The following is a 16350-nucleotide window of genomic DNA, read 5'->3' as shown; positions in this document are numbered from 1 at the left end:
GCGGTCGCAAACAGACAGGCAAAGAGGAAAGGTGCTCTTCCGTCGTACGCGATGCCGGAGAAGGGGGTCCGCGGTTCAGGGACCCGGGGTCACCGGAGGGAGGAACGCACCGGGCTCGAACGGTGCGGTGCGGCGGAAGAGCGGCTGGTACTGCCCGACCGACTTCGGTCCATCGCAGTCCCACCTCCTCCGGCCGGTCCCCCGTGAGGGATGACGTGTGACGCACGGTCGGGACACCCGACCAGTGGCCAACACTATCAGCCGACCGAGGGTCAATCCCTTACTTTGCCCGTTCCATACGCGATCTATGCTCGCGACATGGGAGAAGTTCTTGCACTGGTCGAGGCCCGGCTCCGCACGGCCCTGGGCGAACCGGACGCGCGGGCCGCGGTGACCTTCCTCGGTGCCGACCGCATCGAGGTGCTCCGCTTCGTCGACGCGGAGGCGGGGCTCGTGCGCTACGCCACGCTCGGCATGTCGGGCGCGCCGATGGCCGACCCGAACGCCGTCCTCGCGGACCCCGTGAAGGGCCCGCGCGCCGAGCTGGTCCTGACCGTCCGGCCGGGCCGCGCCGACACCGACAAGGTGCTCCGCCCGCTGGCGGTGCTGGCGGCGACCCCGCAGGTGGAGGGCGTGGTCGTCGCCGCCGGCGCCTCGCTGGACGTCGGCGGGCCGCTGTGGCCCGGCGCCCCCTTCACCTCGGTCCTCGTCGCCGAGCCCGGCGGCCTGGTGGAGGACCTGGAGCTCGACGAGCCGATGGACCCGGTCCGCTTCCTGCCGCTCCTCCCCATGACCCCCAACGAGGCCGCCTGGAAGCGCGTCCACGGCGCGCAGGCCCTGGAGGAGCGCTGGCTGGCGAAGGGCACGGACCTGCGCGATCCGCTGCGCGGGTCCGTGGCCCTGGACTGAGGTCCCGCCCCTCCGGTCAGTTCGCGAAGACGGTGACGCCGTCCTCGGCGGCGTGTCGGGGCGCTTCCTCCTGCGCCCGGTGGACGAGGGCGGAGCGGCGGAGGACGACGATCCCGGCGCCGGCGACGGCGGCGAGGGCCGCGACGACGAACGGCACGCGGGCGTCGCTCCACTCCTCGATCTTCGGCGCGAGGTAGGGGGCGGCGGCCGCCGCGAACCAGCGGACGAAGTTGTAGCCCGCGCTGGCCACCGGCCGCGGGGCGTCCGAGACACCGAGCGCCAGTTCGGTGAAGACGGTGTTGTTGACGCCGATGAAGGCGCCGGACAGGACGGTGCAGACGACGGCCGTGGTGTGGTTCCCGTAGCCGAGGACGAGCACGTCGGCGGCGAGCAGCACCAGCGAGCCGGCCAGCACCGTCAGCGAGCCGAGGCGGCGCTGGAGGCGGGGTGCGACGAGCACCGAGAAGACGGCGAGCAGCACGCCCCAGGCGAAGAAGACGGCGCCCGACCGGTACGGCGTCATGTCCAGCACGAACGGCGTGAAGGCCAGCACCGTGAAGAACGCGTAGTTGTAGAAGAACGCGGCCGCGGCGGCGGAGGCGAGTCCGCCGTGCCCGAGTGCCTTGAGCGGGTCGAGCAGCGAGGTCTTCCGGGCGGGCGTGGGCTGTTCCTTCAGGAAGACCGCGATGCAGAGGAAGCCGGCGGCCATGAGCGCGGCGGTGCCGAAGAAGGGGTAGCGCCAGCTGGCGTCGCCGAGGACGGCGCCGAGCAGTGGTCCGCAGGCCATGCCGAGGCCGAGCGCCGACTCGTACAGCAGGATCGCGGCCGCGCTGCCCCCGGCCGCCGCGCCGACGATCACGGCGAGCGAGGTGGAGACGAAGAGCGCGTTGCCGAGGCCCCAGCCGGCCCGGAAGCCGACCAGTTGGCCGACGGAGTCCGAGGTGCCGGCGAGCGCGGCGAAGACGACGACCAGGGCGAGGCCGGCCAGGAGGGTGCGCCTGCCGCCGATCCGGCTGGAGACGAAGCCGGTGACCAGCATCGCGACGGCGGTGATGAGGAAGTACGAGGTGAAGAGCAGGGAGACCTGGCTCTTGGTGGCGTCCAGGCCCCGGGCGATGGAGGGCAGGATCGGGTCGACGAGCCCGATGCCCATGAAGGCCACGACGGACGCGCCGGCGGTGGCCCAGACGGCGGGGGGCTGGCGCAGGATCCCGCCGCCGGGGGTCTCGGCCGTTTCGAGGGGGTCTTCCGTGCGCTGTCCCATGGGGCGGCTCCTCGTCGTGATGATGCCTGCTGTAGGCACACAATAAGTTAGCCAAGCTAATGAGTGCAAGTTACATCTATCTTGGGGGCGGGAGTCGGTCCCGCGTCCGGGTGGCCGTGCGCGGGCCGGACGGGTGATCGAAGGCGGTCGTCCTTGACGGGAGGCGGAAGCGGTAGGACCGTTGAGCCCTATGAGGGGCGAACCCAGTTGTCCGAAGTGCGGTGGGCGGGTCAGGGCGCCCGGCCTCTTCGCCGACTCCTGGCAGTGCGACGTCCACGGGCCCGTGCATCCGCTCCAGCCGGTGGTCCCGCCCAGCGTCGAGGCCCTCGGGGTCGTCGTCCACCGGTCCCAGGTGCCGGTGTGGATGCCCTGGCCGCTCCCCGTCGGCTGGCTCTTCACCGGGGTCGCCTACGCCGGTGACGACCGCAGCGGCGGCCGCGCGACCGCCGTCGCCTGTTCCGGCCCCGGGCCGCTCGGCGGCATCGGCGAGCTGCTGCTCGTCGCGGAGGAGCTGGGCGTCGGTCTCGGTGCCCGGTACGCCGGTGTCGACGGGCCCGACCCGGGTTCCGGCATGGCCATCGACAAGCCGCCGCAGGCCAAGGTCCTCGCGGCCGGCCGCCCCACCCCGCTCTGGCACGTCACCGGCACCCCCCACGACCGGGCCGTCTTCGCCGGCGAGGCCCGCGGGCTGTGGCTGTGGGCGATCGTCTGGCCCGAGCAGTCCGGGCTGCTGATGTACGACGAGCTCGTCCTCACCGACCTGCGCGACGCGGGCGCCGAGGTCGACCTGCTGCCCTGCGGGGCGCTCACCCCGCGCCTGCTCGGCTGACGGCGCGTCGCCCCCGGCGGCGTAATGGGCGACGCCTTGGTCGGATCCGTACAACTACGGGCTGATCGCCCGTTATGCTGAAGCGTCACCCCTCCGCGCCGAGCCCTTGGAGAACCGCGTCGTGCGCATCGACCTGCACAGCCACTCCACGGCCTCCGACGGCACGGACACCCCCGCCGAGCTGGTGCGGAACGCCGCCGCGGCCGGACTCGGCGTCGTCGCGCTCACCGACCACGACACCACCCGCGGGCACGCCGAGGCGATCGCCGCCGCGCCCGAGGGGCTGACCGTCGTCCCCGGCGCCGAGCTCTCCTGCCGCCTCGACGGCATCGGCCTGCACATGCTGGCCTACCTCTTCGACCCCGAGGAGCCCGCCCTGCTCGCCGAGCGCGAGCTGGTCCGCGACGACCGGGTGCCGCGGGCCCGGGCCATGGTCGCCAAGCTCCAGCTGCTCGGCGTCCCCGTCACCTGGGAGCAGGTCGCGCGGATCGCCGGCGACGGCTCCGTGGGCCGCCCGCACGTCGCCGAGGCGCTGGTCGAGCTGGGCGTCGTCCCGGACGTCTCCGGCGCCTTCACCGCCGAGTGGATCGCCGACGGCGGCCGCGCCCACGTCGAGAAGCACGAGCTGGACCCGGTGGACGCGGTCCGGCTGGTCAAGGCCGCGGGCGGGGTCACCGTCTTCGCCCACCCCGCCGCCGTCAAGCGCGGCGAGGTCGTGCCCGAGTCCGCGATCGCCGCCCTCGCCGAGGCCGGGCTCGACGGCATCGAGGTCGACCACATGGACCACGACGAGCCCACCCGCGCGCGGCTGCGCGGCCTGGCGAAGGAGCTGGGCCTGCTGGTCACCGGCTCCAGCGACTACCACGGCAGCCGCAAGACCTGCCGGCTCGGCGAGTACACCACCGACCCCGAGATCTACGGCGAGATCACCCGCCGTGCCACCGGGGCCTTCCCCGTCCCCGGCGCCGGCGGAGTCCGCGCCTAGGCCGTTCCTTCCGGATCGGGCCGGACTCGGCACCGGACGCCGCGAGCCCGGCCCGTTCCGGAAGGCGCGGCCCGGCACTCCCGGGGGCCGGTCCGTCCTCCCCGCCGTCGTGCGGCGGCGGGGCGACGCGCTGCCCGGCCCGTTCCCGCGTCCGTACCGCTCCGAGCCCCCGCGCGCCCGTCGCGCGGTGGCGGGACACCCCTGCCCCGGTACCGGAATCTTCGATTCCGGTCCGGCTCCGCACCCCACCCTCCGTCCTCACCTGCAAGGCACCCCACCGTGTTCGACCTCGCCGTCTTCGGCTCGCTGTTCCTCACCCTCTTCGTGATCATGGACCCGCCCGGCATCACGCCGATCTTCCTCGCGCTGACCTCCGGCCGCCCGGCCAAGGTCCAGCGCCGGATGGCCTGGCAGGCCGTCGCCGTCGCCTTCGGCGTCATCACCGTCTTCGGCATCCTCGGCCAGCAGATCCTGGACTACCTGCACGTCTCCGTGCCCGCCCTGATGATCGCGGGCGGTCTCCTGCTGCTGCTCATCGCGCTCGACCTGCTCACCGGCAAGACCGACGAGCCGAAGCAGACCAAGGACGTCAACGTCGCCCTCGTCCCCCTCGGCATGCCGCTGCTCGCCGGGCCCGGCGCGATCGTCTCGGTCATCCTCGCCGTCCAGCACGCCGACAGCGTCACCGCGCAGGTCTCCGTCTGGACCGCCATCGCCGCCATGCACGTCGTGCTCTGGCTGGCCATGCGCTTCTCGCTCGGGATCATCCGCGTCATCAAGGACGGCGGCGTCGTGCTGGTGACCCGGCTCGCCGGCATGATGCTCTCCGCCATCGCCGTGCAGCAGATCATCAACGGCGTCACCCAGGTCATCAGGGGGAGCTGACCCTCCCGGGGCCCCGGACACCACTGCGCCCCCGTGCGGATTCCGTCGAGCGGAGTCCGCGCGGGGGCGCGGTGCGTGGGTGGACCCGCCCCGTTACGAGGCGGAGGTCTCTGCGGGTCGGATCCAGATGCGCTGGCCGATCGCGGCGGCCTGCTGCACGATCCGGTTGACGGAGGCGGCGTCCACGACGGTCGAGTCGACGGGCGTGCCGTCGACGTCGTCGAGTCGCAGGATTTCGAAGCGCATGGCTTCTCCCTTCGTCCGAGTTGATCCTCCATAAGGACATACGGAGAACTTGGTGTACGTATGTGTCCAACGGTTCGGCCGCCCAGAACATTCCCTACGCTAAAGAAAATTTTCGAACGGCTAACTACTTGCAGGTGGGGGGTGTGGCGACCCGTCCCCGCGGGGCGGACAATGAGGGCCGATGAACGACGCCACGCACTCCGCGACCGCACCACCGCCCGCCGACGACACCCTGCGCGCCCTCGGCGCGCTGGACGCCCGCCTGGAACGCACCAACGAGCTCCTGCGGCGGATGCTGGCCGAGGTCGCCAAGACCCCGTCCACCCATGCCATCTTCGTCGACGCGGGTTACGTCCATGCTTCGGCCGGGTTGCTGGTCGCGGGCACCGAGGACCGCCGCAACTTCGACCTCGACGCCGAGGGCCTGATCGACGCCCTCATCGACACGGCCCGGACGATCTTCGCCGACAGCCGGCTGCTGCGCGTCTACTGGTACGACGGCGCCCGCCGCCGCATCCACACCCCCGAGCAGCAGACCATCGCCGAGCTCCCCGACGTCAAGGTCCGCCTCGGCAACCTCAACGCCAACAACCAGCAGAAGGGCGTCGACTCCCTCATCCGCTCCGACCTGGAGTCCCTGGCCCGCCACCGGGCCATCAGCGACGCCGCCCTCATCGGCGGCGACGAGGACCTGGTCTCCGCCGTCGAGGCCGCCCAGGGCTACGGCGCCCGCGTCCACCTCTGGGGCATCGAGGCCGCCGAAGGACCCAACCAGGCCGAGGCCCTCCTCTGGGAGGTCGACAGCCAGCGCACCTTCGACCTGGACTTCTGCCGGCCGTACGTCACCCGCCGCCCGGTCACGATGTACGACAACGAGTCCGAGCCGCCGCCCTCGCGCGACGAGGTCCGCTTCGTCGGCGCCCAGATCGCCGCCACCTGGCTCGGCGAGCGCGGCCGGGACCGGCTCGCCGAGCTCCTGCCCGGCGACCCCTATCTGCCCGCCGCGGTCGACCAGGACCTCCTGGTCGAGGCCGAGACCAGGCTCAGCCGCTCCCTGCGCGGCCACGGAGCCCTGCGCAGGGCCCTGCGCGACGGCTTCTGGCAGCACCTCAGGGCGCAGTACTGACCTCGTCGGCCGCCAGGAGGTCCCCGCTCCGGCCCGCCGTGTCCACCCGCTCCCAGAAGGCGGTCAGGCGCTCGGCCAGCTCGCGCGGGTGCGAGACGTTGGGGGAGTGGCCCGCCCCCTCCAGCACCGTGTGGTGCGCGCCGGTCCGGGCGGCGACCGCCGCCAGCTCGGCCGGCGGCCAGACCATCTCGCCGGAGCCGTACGCCAGGTGCACCGGCAGCGGCAGGCCGGCCAGCTCGGCCTGGCCGTCGGCGTCGCGCAGCAGCAGCCGGCCCGCGCCGGACAGCTGGGCGACCTTCGTCAGCATCCACCGGCGGCGCAGGAAGCCCAGCAGCTCGGGGGAGTCGACCGTCTCGTCGGGCTCCTCGCCGCGGCTGTCCAGCCACCGGGTGGTCCGCCACACCCGCTCCTTCGCGAGGAACGCGTGCCCGGCCCGCAGCGCCCGGATCCGGATCCGCTGCGGGCGGGCGACCCGGCCGGGTCCCGAGGAGAGCAGCGTCAGCGAGCGGAAGGCGCGCGGGGAGAGCACAGCGGCCGAGCGGGCCACGATCCCGCCGAAGGAGTGCCCGAGCAGGTGCACGGGGCCGTCGCCCAGCGCCATCGCCTGGGCCACCGCGTCCAGGGCGAGCGCCCGGCGGCGGTAGGCGGCGCGGCCCCGGGGGCCGTACGACTCGTTCTGCCCGCGCCCGTCGACGGCGACGGCCCGGTAACCGGCCCCGCTCAGCGGGCCGAGCAGCGCCAGGAAGTCCTCCTTGCTGCCGGTGTAGCCGGGCAGCATCAGGACGGTGCCGCGCCGCTCGCCCTCGGGGGCGGCGTCCAGCACGGCGAACCCGCCGCGCACGGTCTCCAGGCGGCGGGCCCGGGTGCGGGGCGGCAGGGTCAGGGAGCGCGGCTTGCTCATGAAAGGACTGTAACCGGAGGGCGGCCGCCCTTCTCCGGGGACGACGACGGCCCGGACCCCAGGCGGGGTCCGGGCCGTCGTCGTGGTGCGGTTACGCCTCCGGCTGCGCGGGGGCGGCCTTCTTCGCGGCGCGCTTGCGGGGGGCCTTGGGGGCCTCCTCCGCGGCCGGGGCCTCGGCGGCCTTCTTCACCGTGCGCCGGCGGGTCGTCGTCGCCTTCTGCGGCTCCGACGCGTCCGGCGCCGTGGCGGCGGCCGTCTTCTTGGCGGCGGCCCGCTTGCGGGGGGCCTTGGGGGCCTCCTCGGCGGGGGTCGCCACGGTCTCCGCGGCTTCCGCGGTCTCCGTGGCGGCGGCCTTCTTGGCGACCCGCTTGCGCGGGGCCTTCGGGGCCTCCTCGGTGGCGGCGGGGGCCTCGGCGGCGGCCGGGGCCGTCTTCTTGGCGGCGGCGCGCTTGCGGGGGGCCTTGGGGGCCTCCTCGGCGGGGGTCGCCACGGTCTCCGCGGCTTCCGCGGTCTCCGTGGCGGCGGCCTTCCTGGCGATCCGCTTGCGCGGGGCCTTCGGGGCCTCCTCGGTGGCGGCGGGGGCCTCGGCGGCGGGCGCCGTCTTCTTGGCGGCGGCGCGCTTGCGGGGAGCCTTCGGGGCCTCCTCGGCCGGGGTCTCGGCGGCCGGAGCCTCCTCGACCGGGGCCGCGGGGGCCTCGGCGACCGGGGACGGGATCACGAGGACGGCCCCGCCGGTGCTGGTGACCGGGCTGGACGCCCTGCGGACCGCGCGGCGGCGCGGACGGCCCGCCGGCTCCTCGGCGACCGGGGCCGCGGGGACCTCGGCGACGGCCGGAGCGGCCTCCACCACGGCACCCGGAGAGGTGGCGGGACGGGTCGCCCGACGGCGGGCACGCGGCGGCGCGGCCGAGGTCTGCGCCGGAACGGCGGCCTGGGCCTGGACCGGAGCGGCCTTGACGGGCTCGGCCTGGACCGGGGCGGCCTTGACGGGCTCGGCCTGGACCGGGGCGGCCTGGGCCGGAGCGGTCTGGGCCGGAGCGGTCTGGGCCGGGGCGGTCCTGGCGGGCTCGGCCTGCTGGGCCGGGACCTGGGCGGGCTGCCGGCGCGCGGCGGCCAGCTCGGCGGCGGCGGTCTCCACGGTCTGGAAGAACACCGTCTCCTCGGCGCGCGGACGGACCCGGCGCTTGCGCGGCGCGGCGGCCGGAGCGGGCGCGGGAGCGGCGGCGGGCGCCTGGGCGGCCTCCGTACGACCGCCACGGCCACGGCGGCGGCGCGGAGCCGTCTCCTCGGCGGGGGCGGCGGCCGGAGCCGGGGCCTCGGCGGGCGCGGCGGCCTCGACGACCGGGGCCTTCACCGTCTCGGCGACGGCGGCCTCGGGCTCCGTACGGCCACCGCGGCCACGGCGGCGGCGCGGGGCCGTCTCCTCGGCGGGGGCGGCGGCGGGAGCGGGTGCGGCGACCGGGGCCGGGGCCTCGGTCGCGGCGGGGGCTTCGGCCGCGGCCGGGGCGGGCTCGGCGGCGGGCTGTTCGGCGGCCGGGGTCACCGGGGCGACGCCGGCGACCGGGATGCCGCCGGTCGGGCCGGTGCCGCGGGTGCGGCGGCGGCGCGGACGGCGCGGGCCCTCCACGGCCTCCGGGGCCTCGGCGGCCTCCGGCGCGGCGGTGGTCCGCGCGACGGCCGTCTCCGGCGCCTCGGACTCCGCACCACTACGGGTGCGGCGGCGCTGGCGCGGGGTGCGGGTGCGGGCCGGACGCTCCTCGGCGGCGGGGGCCTCGGCGCGGCCGCCGCGGCCACGACGGCCGCCCGGCTCGCCCAGGTCCTCCAGCTCCTCCGCGGCGAGACCCGCGCGGGTCCGCTCGGAGCGCGGCAGGATGCCCTTGGTGCCCTCGGGGATGTCGAGGTCGGTGTAGAGGTGCGGCGAGCTGGAGTAGGTCTCCACCGGGTCGGAGAAGTTCAGCTCCAGCGCCTTGTTGATGAGCTGCCAGCGCGGGATGTCGTCCCAGTCGACCAGGGTGATCGCCGTACCGGTGTTGCCCGCGCGGCCGGTGCGGCCGGTGCGGTGCAGGTACGTCTTCTCGTCCTCGGGCGTCTGGTAGTTGATGACGTGGGTGACGCCCTCGACGTCGATGCCGCGCGCGGCGACGTCGGTGCAGACGAGGACGTCCACCTTGCCGTTGCGGAAGGCGCGCAGCGCCTGCTCGCGGGCGCCCTGGCCGAGGTCGCCGTGGACCGCGCCGGAGGCGAAGCCGCGCCGCTGGAGCTGCTCGGCGATGTCGGCGGCCGTCCGCTTCGTACGGCAGAAGATCATCGCGAGGCCGCGGCCGCGGGCCTGGAGGATCCGCGCGACCATCTCCGGCTTGTCCATGTTGTGCGCGCGGTAGACGTGCTGCGTGATGTTGGCGTGGGTCACGCCCTCGTCGTCCGGCGAGGTCGCGCGGATGTGCGTGGGCTGCGACATGTAGCGGCGGGCCAGGCCGATGACCGCGCCCGGCATGGTGGCCGAGAACAGCATGGTCTGGCGCTTCGCCGGAAGCATGTTGATGATCTTCTCGACGTCGGGCAGGAAGCCCAGGTCGAGCATCTCGTCGGCCTCGTCGAGGACGAGGGTCTTGATGTGCGACAGGTCGAGCTTGCGCTGGCCGGCCAGGTCGAGCAGGCGACCGGGGGTGCCGACGACGACGTCGACGCCCTTCTGGAGCGCCTCGACCTGCGGCTCGTAGGCCCGGCCGCCGTAGATGGCGAGGACGCGGACGTTGCGCACCTTGCCGGCGGTCAGGAGGTCGTTGGTGACCTGCTGGCACAGCTCGCGGGTCGGCACGACGACGAGGGCCTGCGGCGCCTCGGTCAGCTGCTCGGGCTTCGCGCGGCCGGCCTCGACGTCGACGGGGACGGTGACCCGCTCCAGGATCGGCAGGCCGAAGCCGAGGGTCTTGCCCGTGCCGGTCTTGGCCTGGCCGATGACGTCGGTGCCGGTGAGGGCGACCGGGAGGGTCATCTCCTGGATGGGGAAGGGGTTGACGATGCCGACGGCTTCGAGCGCCTCGGCGGTCTCGGGAAGGATTCCGAGCTCTCGGAACGTAGTCAGGGTGCTGCCTCTTCTGTGAGACGCGGCGCGAGGCGAACGAAGGGGGTCTCATTCGTGCCGGGCTCTTCCCGCGGGATCCTGGGGAAGATCACCGCCGGGTGGCACGGGACCACTGCCGTCGCTCGAGCGTCGTACCGCTTGAGGGACCCTTCGGCAGGCGCCGGAAGGGCTGTCGGGCCGGAGCCGATCGGGCCACCGACCGGGCATCCTCATTCATGCGTCGGCCCACCGGATACGTCCGAACGTGCGAAAGCATGTCCGCATACTCGGCAGGCGCAATATCACTGTACCCCGGAATCGCGCATGTGTGTCGGGGGAAATGACGATGAGGGCACGGTCACACCGACCGGCCGGGCCCTTCGGGGTCCCGGAGGGCGGGCTATTGTGCCCTGCATGGAGACGCCTGACAACGCCACGCCCGCCGGTGGGACCGACGCCGACGCCCCGACCACCGGCATCGCCGCCGAGGACTGGGCCACGGCCTCGGCGGAGCCGCAGTACCGCGCCGCCGTGATCGACCTGCTCGGCGCCCTCGCCTACGGCGAGCTGGCGGCCTTCGAGCGGCTCGCCGAGGACGCCAAGCTCGCGCCGTCTCTGGAGGACAAGGCGGAGCTGGCGAAGATGGCCTCCGCGGAGTTCCACCACTTCGAGCGGCTGCGGGACCGGCTGACCGCGGTGGACGCCGAGCCGACCGCCGCGATGGAGCCCTTCGCGAAGGCGCTCGACGACTTCCACCGCCAGACCGCCCCGTCGGACTGGCTGGAGGGCCTGGTCAAGGCGTACGTGGGCGACTCGATCGCCAGCGACTTCTACCGCGAGGTCGCGGCCCGCCTGGACTCGGACACCCGCGCGCTGGTGCTCGCGGTCCTCGACGACACGGGCCACGGCAACTTCGCCGTGGAGAAGGTCCGGGCGGCGATCGACGCCGATCCGCGCGTCGGCGGCCGGCTCGCGCTGTGGGCCCGCCGGCTGATGGGCGAGGCGCTGTCGCAGGCCCAGCGGGTGGTGGCGGAGCGGGACGCGCTCTCCACGATGCTCGTCGGCGGGCTCGCGGACGGCTTCGACCTGGCGGAGGTGGGCCGGATGTTCTCCCGGATCACCGAGGCGCACACCAAGCGGATGGCGGCGCTGGGCCTCGCGGCCTGAGCGCCCTTCCCCGTACGACGGCCGGGTGGCCCGGGACCTTCGGAGGTCCCGGGCCACCCGGCCGTCCGCGCTCAGTACGTGGCGGGGGATGATCGGCGCAGCCTGCGGGCGGCCGGGCGCACCAGGAGCGAGAGCAGCACCGCCGCGACGGCGACGGCGCCGACGAGGGTGGCGAGGAAGTGGCCGGGGCCCAGCGCCCCGTGGGTGACGAGCGCACCGAAGACGGCGCCGAGCGCACCGGTGAGCAGGACGGTCCTCCGGGCGGGGAGGCGGTCGGACAGCCGGTGCAGGGCGGCCCAGGCCAGGGCGAGCCCGAGCAGGGCGGAGCCGAGGGCTTCCAGGAACACGGTGGATCACCTCGCGGGGGGTGCGGGGCGGCTGGTGCGGTCAAGCCCCCTCTACCCCGGCCCGCCGGAACGCAACCCTCCCCCCGCCCCCGCGGCCCCGCCCCTCCCCCCGCTCCCCACCGCCCCGGGCCCGGCCCGCACGCCCGCGCGAGACGCCGAGGGAAGAGACCCGGAGGGCGTACGCGAGCGGGGCCCGGGACGTACGGGCGGAGCCCCGGGTGACCTACGGGCGGAGCCCCCGGGGGTGTGCGGGTGGAAGGCCCGGGAGGCGCGGGGCGTGCGGGCGGGAGCCCCGGGGACGTACCGGCCCCGGAGACGTGCCGGCGGAAGGGCCGGGGCCCGGCGCGCACCGGCGGAGGACCCGGTGCCGTACGCGAGGAGGCCCGGAAGGACGGGTGTCCTTCCGGGCCTCCTGGGCGGAGCCGGGGCTCAGAGCGTGCCGAAGCCCACCCGGCGCACCGCGGTCTCGCCGAGCTCCACGTACGCGATCTTGTCCGACGGGACGAGGACCCGGCGGCCCTTCTCGTCCTCAAGGCTGAGCAGCGGCGCCTTGCCGGACAGCGCGTCGGCGACGGCGCGCTCCACGTCCTCGGCGGACTGCCCGCTCTCCAGAACGATCTCCCGGGGCGCGTGCTGCACGCCGATCTTGACCTCCACGGCTATGTCCCTCCGAACGGTCAGCGTTGCGCGATGAACCCGCGCCGTACGCTGCACACATTAGCCCGGTGAGGGGACGCGCACGGCCCAGCCGGAGCACGCCAGGAGCGAACAGGAACGGGGAACAGAACAGCGAGGGGTCAGTGACCCTCGGCGCTCAGCTGGCCCTCGACCCCGTGGAGGGGGAAGCCGGCGATGCCGCGCCAGGCGAGCGAGGTCAGCAGGGAGACCGCCGTGTCGCGGGGGATCGGGGACTCGCTGGACAGCCAGTAGCGGGCCACGACCTGCGAGACGCCGCCGAGGCCCACCGCGAGCAGCATCGACTCGTCCTGGGACAGGCCGGTGTCCTCGGCGATGACCTCGGAGATCGCCTCGGCGCACTGGAGGCTCACCCGGTCGACGCGCTCGCGCACGGCCGGCTCGTTGGTGAGGTCGGACTCGAAGACGAGCCGGAAGGCGCCGCCCTCGTCCTCGACGTAGGCGAAGTACGCGTCCATGGTGGCCGCGACCCGGAGCTTGTTGTCCGAGGTGGAGGCGAGGGCCGTGCGGACCGACTGGAGCAGGGACTCGCAGTGCTGGTCGAGCAGGGCCAGGTAGAGCTCCAGCTTGCCGGGGAAGTGCTGGTAGAGCACCGGCTTGCTGACGCCGGCCCGCTCGGCGATGTCGTCCATGGCGGCGGAGTGGTAGCCCTGGGCGACGAAGACCTCCTGGGCCGCGCCGAGCAGCTGGTTCCGCCGGGCCCGGCGGGGCAGCCGCGTACCGCGAGGGCGTACTGCCTCTGTCTGCTCGATGGCGCTCACGCGGCCTCCCAAGAATTCGATCCATGTGCGCTGTCGCGCCGCGCCGCCATCGTACTTTTGGGTAACCCGGGTGTGCGCGGTGCGAACGCAGAATTTCACGGACCGGACGCCGGGGTCGACAGGCTATTCAAGATTAAACCGAACAAATCAGCGGTAGTCGTCCTCGTCGAGGGTGACGACGCGGGCCTGTTCGGACACGTCGCCCTCGTCGGCCCCCTCGCGGTCGAGCTCGTCGAGCGGTTCGTCCTCCCCGGGCCGCAGCTCGGCGTGCTGCTCGGCCGCGTCGGCCTCCGGGACTTCCTCGTCGAGCACGGCGCCCTCCTCCTCGGGGAACGTGTCCGGCTCGGACGGATCGACAGTCATGCGCTTCCTTCCCGTGCCCTCCCGCGCGGACGGCCGCCCGCGGCGATGTCCTCCTCCTCCGAGACTAGGAGCAGCCGGGTCCGCCCGCACCCGAGCCGCCGCCGTCGGGGGCGCGGGCCGGGCGGGGCAAGGACCTTGTGACCGCACCCACACACGAGCGCGCGTGATCGTCTCGTAATATTGCGGCCATGTCCTCGACCGAGCTGCCGGAAACCCGGTCCGCCGACGCCGCTCCGACGGCGCCGCGGCCGCGCGCCGTCCGGGTCGCCGACGGCGAGGAGCTCCGCTCCGTCGCCCTCCCCGGGCTCACCCTCACCGTGCGCGCCCGGCCCGGCGACGCCCCCGGGCTGCCGCCCGCGCTGTACGTCCACGGCCTCGGCGGTTCCTCGCAGAACTGGTCCGCCCTGATGCCGCTCCTCGCGGACGTCGTCGACGGGGAGGCCGTCGACCTGCCGGGCTTCGGCGACTCCCCGCCGCCCGACGACGGCAACTACTCGGTCACCGGCCACGCCCGGGCCGTCATCCGGCTGCTCGACGCGGCGGGCCGCGGCCCCGTCCACCTCTTCGGCAACTCGATGGGCGGTGCCGTCGCCACCCGCGTCGCCGCCGTCCGGCCCGATCTGGTCCGCACCCTGACCCTGGTCTCGCCGGCCCTGCCCGAGCTGCGCGCCCAGCGCACCGCCTGGCCGACCGCGCTGCTCGCGGTGCCGGGCGTCGCCGGGCTCTTCGCCCGCCTCTCCCGGGACTGGACGCCCGAGCAGCGCGTCCGCGGCGTCCTCTCCCTCTGTTACGGGGACCCCGGCCAGGTCACCGACGAGGGCCTGCGGCACGCCGTCGAGGAGATGGAGCGGCGTCTGGAACTCCCCTACTTCTGGGACGCGATGGCCCGCTCCTCGCGCGGCATCGTCGACGCCTACACGCTCGGCGGCCAGCACGGCCTGTGGCGGCAGGCGGAGCGGGTGCTCGCGCCGACGCTGCTGGTCTACGGCGGCCGCGACCGGCTCGTCTCGTACCGGATGGCCCGCCGGGCCGCCGCCGCCTTCCGGGGCTCGCGACTGCTGAGCCTGCCCGACGCCGGGCACGTCGCGATGATGGAGTACCCCGAGACGGTCGCCACGGCCGCGCGGGAGCTGATCGCGGACCACGACGCACGGCACGACGGGAGCTGAGCCCGGGGTGGGACGACATAGCCGCAAGGGGCCCGCGCCCTCGGTGACCGACACCGGGCGCACACCGGCGGCCGACGGCGGACGCGCGCCGCAGGCCGGAGCCGGGCGCACGCCGCCGGCCGGGGCCGCCCGCGCGCCGCAGGCCGACGAGCAGGCGGGCACGGGGCGCCGCCGCCGGGCCCCCGAGGGCCCGGGGGAGCGCGGCACCACCCGGGGGCAGGGCACCTTCCACGGACAGGGGACGCCCGCCCACGGGACGCCGGCGTACGGCGCTCCCGGTCACCGTCCTCCAGGCCCTCCGGGGGCCCAGGGGCCTCCGGGGTCTCCGCGTCCTCCGGCGTACGACACGCCCGCCCACGGGGTGCCGCACACGCCCGCGCACGGGGTTCCGGTGCGGGGCGGGCATCCGGTGCACGAGGAGGCGGGGCGGCCGGGGCCCGAGCGGTACGGGCCCGCCACCGGCACCCTCCCCGTCGTCCCCGGGCCGCGCCGGGCTCCGGCCGCCGGGACCCCCGCGCCCCCCGCCGCGCCCGCGCCCGCCCCAATCACGGACGGAGGCGAGGACGGTGCCGGGCGGAGCGGCAAGGGGAAGGCGCTCACCGGGATCGCCGCCGCCGCCGTCACCACCTGTCTCGCGATCGTCGTCGCCGGGCAGGTCGCCGACCGCGAGGAGGGCGTGCCGGCCGTCCGCGCCGCCCAGCAGCCCGCCGAGCGGGCCTCGGAGGACGCCTCCGCCTCCCGCTCCGTCGAGCGGGCCGCCCCGTCGAGCCCGCCGCCCGCGACGCGTCCCCCGGCGCCCACGTACGAGCAGTTGATGACCCGTCAGTTCCCGATCGACCCGAAGCTGACCGGGTCCGGCGAGTTCGAGACCGTGCCCGGCACGGACCGGGCGCCCGGCCGCGGACAGAAGCACCGCTACCGGGTCGACGTCGAGAAGGGGATCGGCCTCGACGCCGCGCTTTTCGCGCGGGCCGTCCAGCAGACCCTCAACGACAAGCGCAGCTGGGCCGGCGAGGGCGCCATGACCTTCGAGCGGATCTCCAGCGGCGAGGCCGACTTCGTCGTCACCCTCGCCAGTCCCGGCATCACGGCCAAGTGGTGCGCCAAGTCCGGCCTCGACACCACCGTCGACAACGTCTCCTGCGACTCCGCCTCCACCGAGCGCGTGATGATCAACGCCTTCCGCTGGGCGCAGGGTTCGGAGACCTTCGGCCCGAAGGCCATGCACGCCTACCGGCAGATGCTCATCAACCACGAGGTCGGACACCGGCTCGGCCACAACCACGTGTCCTGCCGCACGCCGGGCGCCCTGGCACCGGTCATGCAGCAGCAGACGAAGTCCCTGAACATCGACGGAATCACCTGCCGCCCCAACCCCTGGGTGCATCCGGGGAGTTGAAACGAAGTGTCCGCATTCCGAGACAAGCGTCTCAGGAATGCGGACGTCTCGTTGACATCGTTCAGGCGTTCGTAGATATTTCTCGGCATGTCGCACCGTCACGCCGCCTCCGATCGCGCCGCCCTTGAGCTGGCGCTCTTCGGCGTGACCGGACATTCGGTCGCCGACATCCTCTGTCGCTGACGCTTCCCGGCGCCTTTCCGCCCGGGACCCTTCCCCCGGGCGCGCGCCAGTGATTT

The 16350-nt window shown here is 74.6% G+C and carries 17 protein-coding genes; 9 read left to right on the top strand and 8 right to left on the bottom strand.

Features of this window, described 5'->3' with window-relative positions:
• Positions 1 to 318 precede the first annotated feature (318 nt).
• Positions 319 to 909, top strand: coding sequence for a suppressor of fused domain protein (locus IE326_RS06425; protein WP_150231438.1), 591 nt, complete (start codon positions 319 to 321; stop codon positions 907 to 909).
• Positions 910 to 925: 16 nt separating this feature from the next.
• Here the strand turns inward: IE326_RS06425 and IE326_RS06420 are convergent, their stop codons facing one another.
• On the bottom strand, positions 926 to 2173 hold the full coding sequence (locus IE326_RS06420) for an MFS transporter (protein WP_190041029.1): 1248 nt from the start codon (positions 2171 to 2173) through the stop codon (positions 926 to 928).
• 190 nt (positions 2174 to 2363) lie between these two features.
• On the opposite strand from IE326_RS06420, the gene IE326_RS06415 reads away from it, so the two are divergent.
• The 3 genes from IE326_RS06415 (at position 2364) to IE326_RS06405 (ending at position 4872) form a co-directional block, all read left to right on the top strand.
• A complete protein-coding gene (locus tag IE326_RS06415; protein ID WP_150231443.1) occupies positions 2364 to 3002 on the top strand; it encodes a DUF6758 family protein in 639 nt (212 codons plus the stop codon).
• Positions 3003 to 3123: 121 nt separating this feature from the next.
• Positions 3124 to 3987: a PHP domain-containing protein gene (locus IE326_RS06410; RefSeq protein WP_190041028.1), complete on the top strand. Its 864-nt coding sequence runs from the start codon at positions 3124 to 3126 to the stop codon at positions 3985 to 3987.
• Between the two features lie 279 nt (positions 3988 to 4266).
• Positions 4267 to 4872 carry a MarC family protein gene (locus tag IE326_RS06405; protein ID WP_030747358.1) on the top strand — a complete coding sequence of 202 codons (606 nt, stop codon included), beginning with the start codon at positions 4267 to 4269 and terminating at the stop codon, positions 4870 to 4872.
• Between the two features lie 93 nt (positions 4873 to 4965).
• Here the strand turns inward: IE326_RS06405 and IE326_RS06400 are convergent, their stop codons facing one another.
• On the bottom strand, positions 4966 to 5118 hold the full coding sequence (locus IE326_RS06400) for a DUF8834 family protein (protein ID WP_106978848.1): 153 nt from the start codon (positions 5116 to 5118) through the stop codon (positions 4966 to 4968).
• 181 nt (positions 5119 to 5299) lie between these two features.
• On the opposite strand from IE326_RS06400, the gene IE326_RS06395 reads away from it, so the two are divergent.
• Complete coding sequence (locus IE326_RS06395) at positions 5300 to 6244, top strand: NYN domain-containing protein (protein ID WP_190041027.1); 945 nt, start codon at positions 5300 to 5302, stop codon at positions 6242 to 6244.
• On the opposite strand, the gene IE326_RS06390 is transcribed toward IE326_RS06395, so the two are convergent.
• Together IE326_RS06390 and IE326_RS06385 are read right to left on the bottom strand one after the other, a co-directional pair.
• Complete coding sequence (locus tag IE326_RS06390; protein ID WP_190041026.1) at positions 6228 to 7145, bottom strand: alpha/beta fold hydrolase; 918 nt, start codon at positions 7143 to 7145, stop codon at positions 6228 to 6230. The genes IE326_RS06395 and IE326_RS06390 overlap by 17 nt on opposite strands.
• Before the next feature lie 91 nt (positions 7146 to 7236).
• The gene (locus tag IE326_RS06385; protein WP_229915219.1) at positions 7237 to 10140 is read right to left on the bottom strand and encodes a DEAD/DEAH box helicase; all 2904 of its coding nucleotides are present in this window, start codon (positions 10138 to 10140) and stop codon (positions 7237 to 7239) included.
• 483 nt (positions 10141 to 10623) lie between these two features.
• On the opposite strand from IE326_RS06385, the gene IE326_RS06380 reads away from it, so the two are divergent.
• Complete coding sequence (locus IE326_RS06380; protein WP_150231451.1) at positions 10624 to 11376, top strand: ferritin-like fold-containing protein; 753 nt, start codon at positions 10624 to 10626, stop codon at positions 11374 to 11376.
• Positions 11377 to 11447: 71 nt separating this feature from the next.
• Here IE326_RS06380 and IE326_RS06375 read toward each other — a convergent pair whose 3' ends face one another.
• From IE326_RS06375 to IE326_RS06360, 4 genes are all read right to left on the bottom strand, one after another.
• Positions 11448 to 11723, bottom strand: coding sequence for a hypothetical protein (locus tag IE326_RS06375; RefSeq protein WP_190041025.1), 276 nt, complete (start codon positions 11721 to 11723; stop codon positions 11448 to 11450).
• A gap of 429 nt (positions 11724 to 12152) precedes the next feature.
• Complete coding sequence (locus IE326_RS06370; RefSeq protein WP_030747376.1) at positions 12153 to 12380, bottom strand: DUF3107 domain-containing protein; 228 nt, start codon at positions 12378 to 12380, stop codon at positions 12153 to 12155.
• Between the two features lie 140 nt (positions 12381 to 12520).
• Positions 12521 to 13180: a TetR/AcrR family transcriptional regulator gene (locus tag IE326_RS06365; RefSeq protein ID WP_150231455.1), complete on the bottom strand. Its 660-nt coding sequence runs from the start codon at positions 13178 to 13180 to the stop codon at positions 12521 to 12523.
• A gap of 147 nt (positions 13181 to 13327) precedes the next feature.
• Positions 13328 to 13543, bottom strand: coding sequence for an Rv3202a family protein (locus IE326_RS06360; protein WP_150231457.1), 216 nt, complete (start codon positions 13541 to 13543; stop codon positions 13328 to 13330).
• 188 nt (positions 13544 to 13731) lie between these two features.
• On the opposite strand from IE326_RS06360, the gene IE326_RS06355 reads away from it, so the two are divergent.
• From IE326_RS06355 to IE326_RS41820, 3 genes are all read left to right on the top strand, one after another.
• Positions 13732 to 14712 carry an alpha/beta fold hydrolase gene (locus IE326_RS06355; protein ID WP_150231458.1) on the top strand — a complete coding sequence of 327 codons (981 nt, stop codon included), beginning with the start codon at positions 13732 to 13734 and terminating at the stop codon, positions 14710 to 14712.
• 43 nt (positions 14713 to 14755) lie between these two features.
• A complete protein-coding gene (locus tag IE326_RS06350; RefSeq protein WP_229915218.1) occupies positions 14756 to 16111 on the top strand; it encodes a DUF3152 domain-containing protein in 1356 nt (451 codons plus the stop codon).
• 87 nt (positions 16112 to 16198) lie between these two features.
• Positions 16199 to 16294, top strand: coding sequence for an Ms4533A family Cys-rich leader peptide (locus IE326_RS41820; RefSeq protein WP_337776972.1), 96 nt, complete (start codon positions 16199 to 16201; stop codon positions 16292 to 16294).
• The last annotated feature ends 56 nt before the right edge of the window (positions 16295 to 16350 follow it).

This window comes from Streptomyces filamentosus (assembly GCF_014654895.1).
GTDB classification, from domain to species: domain Bacteria; phylum Actinomycetota; class Actinomycetes; order Streptomycetales; family Streptomycetaceae; genus Streptomyces; species Streptomyces filamentosus.
Note: the sequence above shows the minus strand (reverse complement) of the source record. Positions and strands in the feature narration are given on the sequence as shown.

What these genes read in the sequence shown, in the direction of transcription:
- IE326_RS06425 (WP_150231438.1), top strand. Translation starts at nt 319, where the DNA reads ATGGGAGAAGTTCTTGCACTGGTCGAGGCCCGGCTCCGCACGGCCCTG.
- IE326_RS06420 (WP_190041029.1), bottom strand. Translation starts at nt 2,173, where the DNA reads ATGGGACAGCGCACGGAAGACCCCCTCGAAACGGCCGAGACCCCCGGC.
- IE326_RS06415 (WP_150231443.1), top strand. Translation starts at nt 2,364, where the DNA reads ATGAGGGGCGAACCCAGTTGTCCGAAGTGCGGTGGGCGGGTCAGGGCG.
- IE326_RS06400 (WP_106978848.1), bottom strand. Translation starts at nt 5,118, where the DNA reads ATGCGCTTCGAAATCCTGCGACTCGACGACGTCGACGGCACGCCCGTC.
- IE326_RS06395 (WP_190041027.1), top strand. Translation starts at nt 5,300, where the DNA reads ATGAACGACGCCACGCACTCCGCGACCGCACCACCGCCCGCCGACGAC.
- IE326_RS06390 (WP_190041026.1), bottom strand. Translation starts at nt 7,145, where the DNA reads ATGAGCAAGCCGCGCTCCCTGACCCTGCCGCCCCGCACCCGGGCCCGC.
- IE326_RS06385 (WP_229915219.1), bottom strand. Translation starts at nt 10,140, where the DNA reads ATGACCCTCCCGGTCGCCCTCACCGGCACCGACGTCATCGGCCAGGCC.
- IE326_RS06380 (WP_150231451.1), top strand. Translation starts at nt 10,624, where the DNA reads ATGGAGACGCCTGACAACGCCACGCCCGCCGGTGGGACCGACGCCGAC.
- IE326_RS06360 (WP_150231457.1), bottom strand. Translation starts at nt 13,543, where the DNA reads ATGACTGTCGATCCGTCCGAGCCGGACACGTTCCCCGAGGAGGAGGGC.
- IE326_RS06355 (WP_150231458.1), top strand. Translation starts at nt 13,732, where the DNA reads ATGTCCTCGACCGAGCTGCCGGAAACCCGGTCCGCCGACGCCGCTCCG.
- IE326_RS41820 (WP_337776972.1), top strand. Translation starts at nt 16,199, where the DNA reads ATGTCGCACCGTCACGCCGCCTCCGATCGCGCCGCCCTTGAGCTGGCG.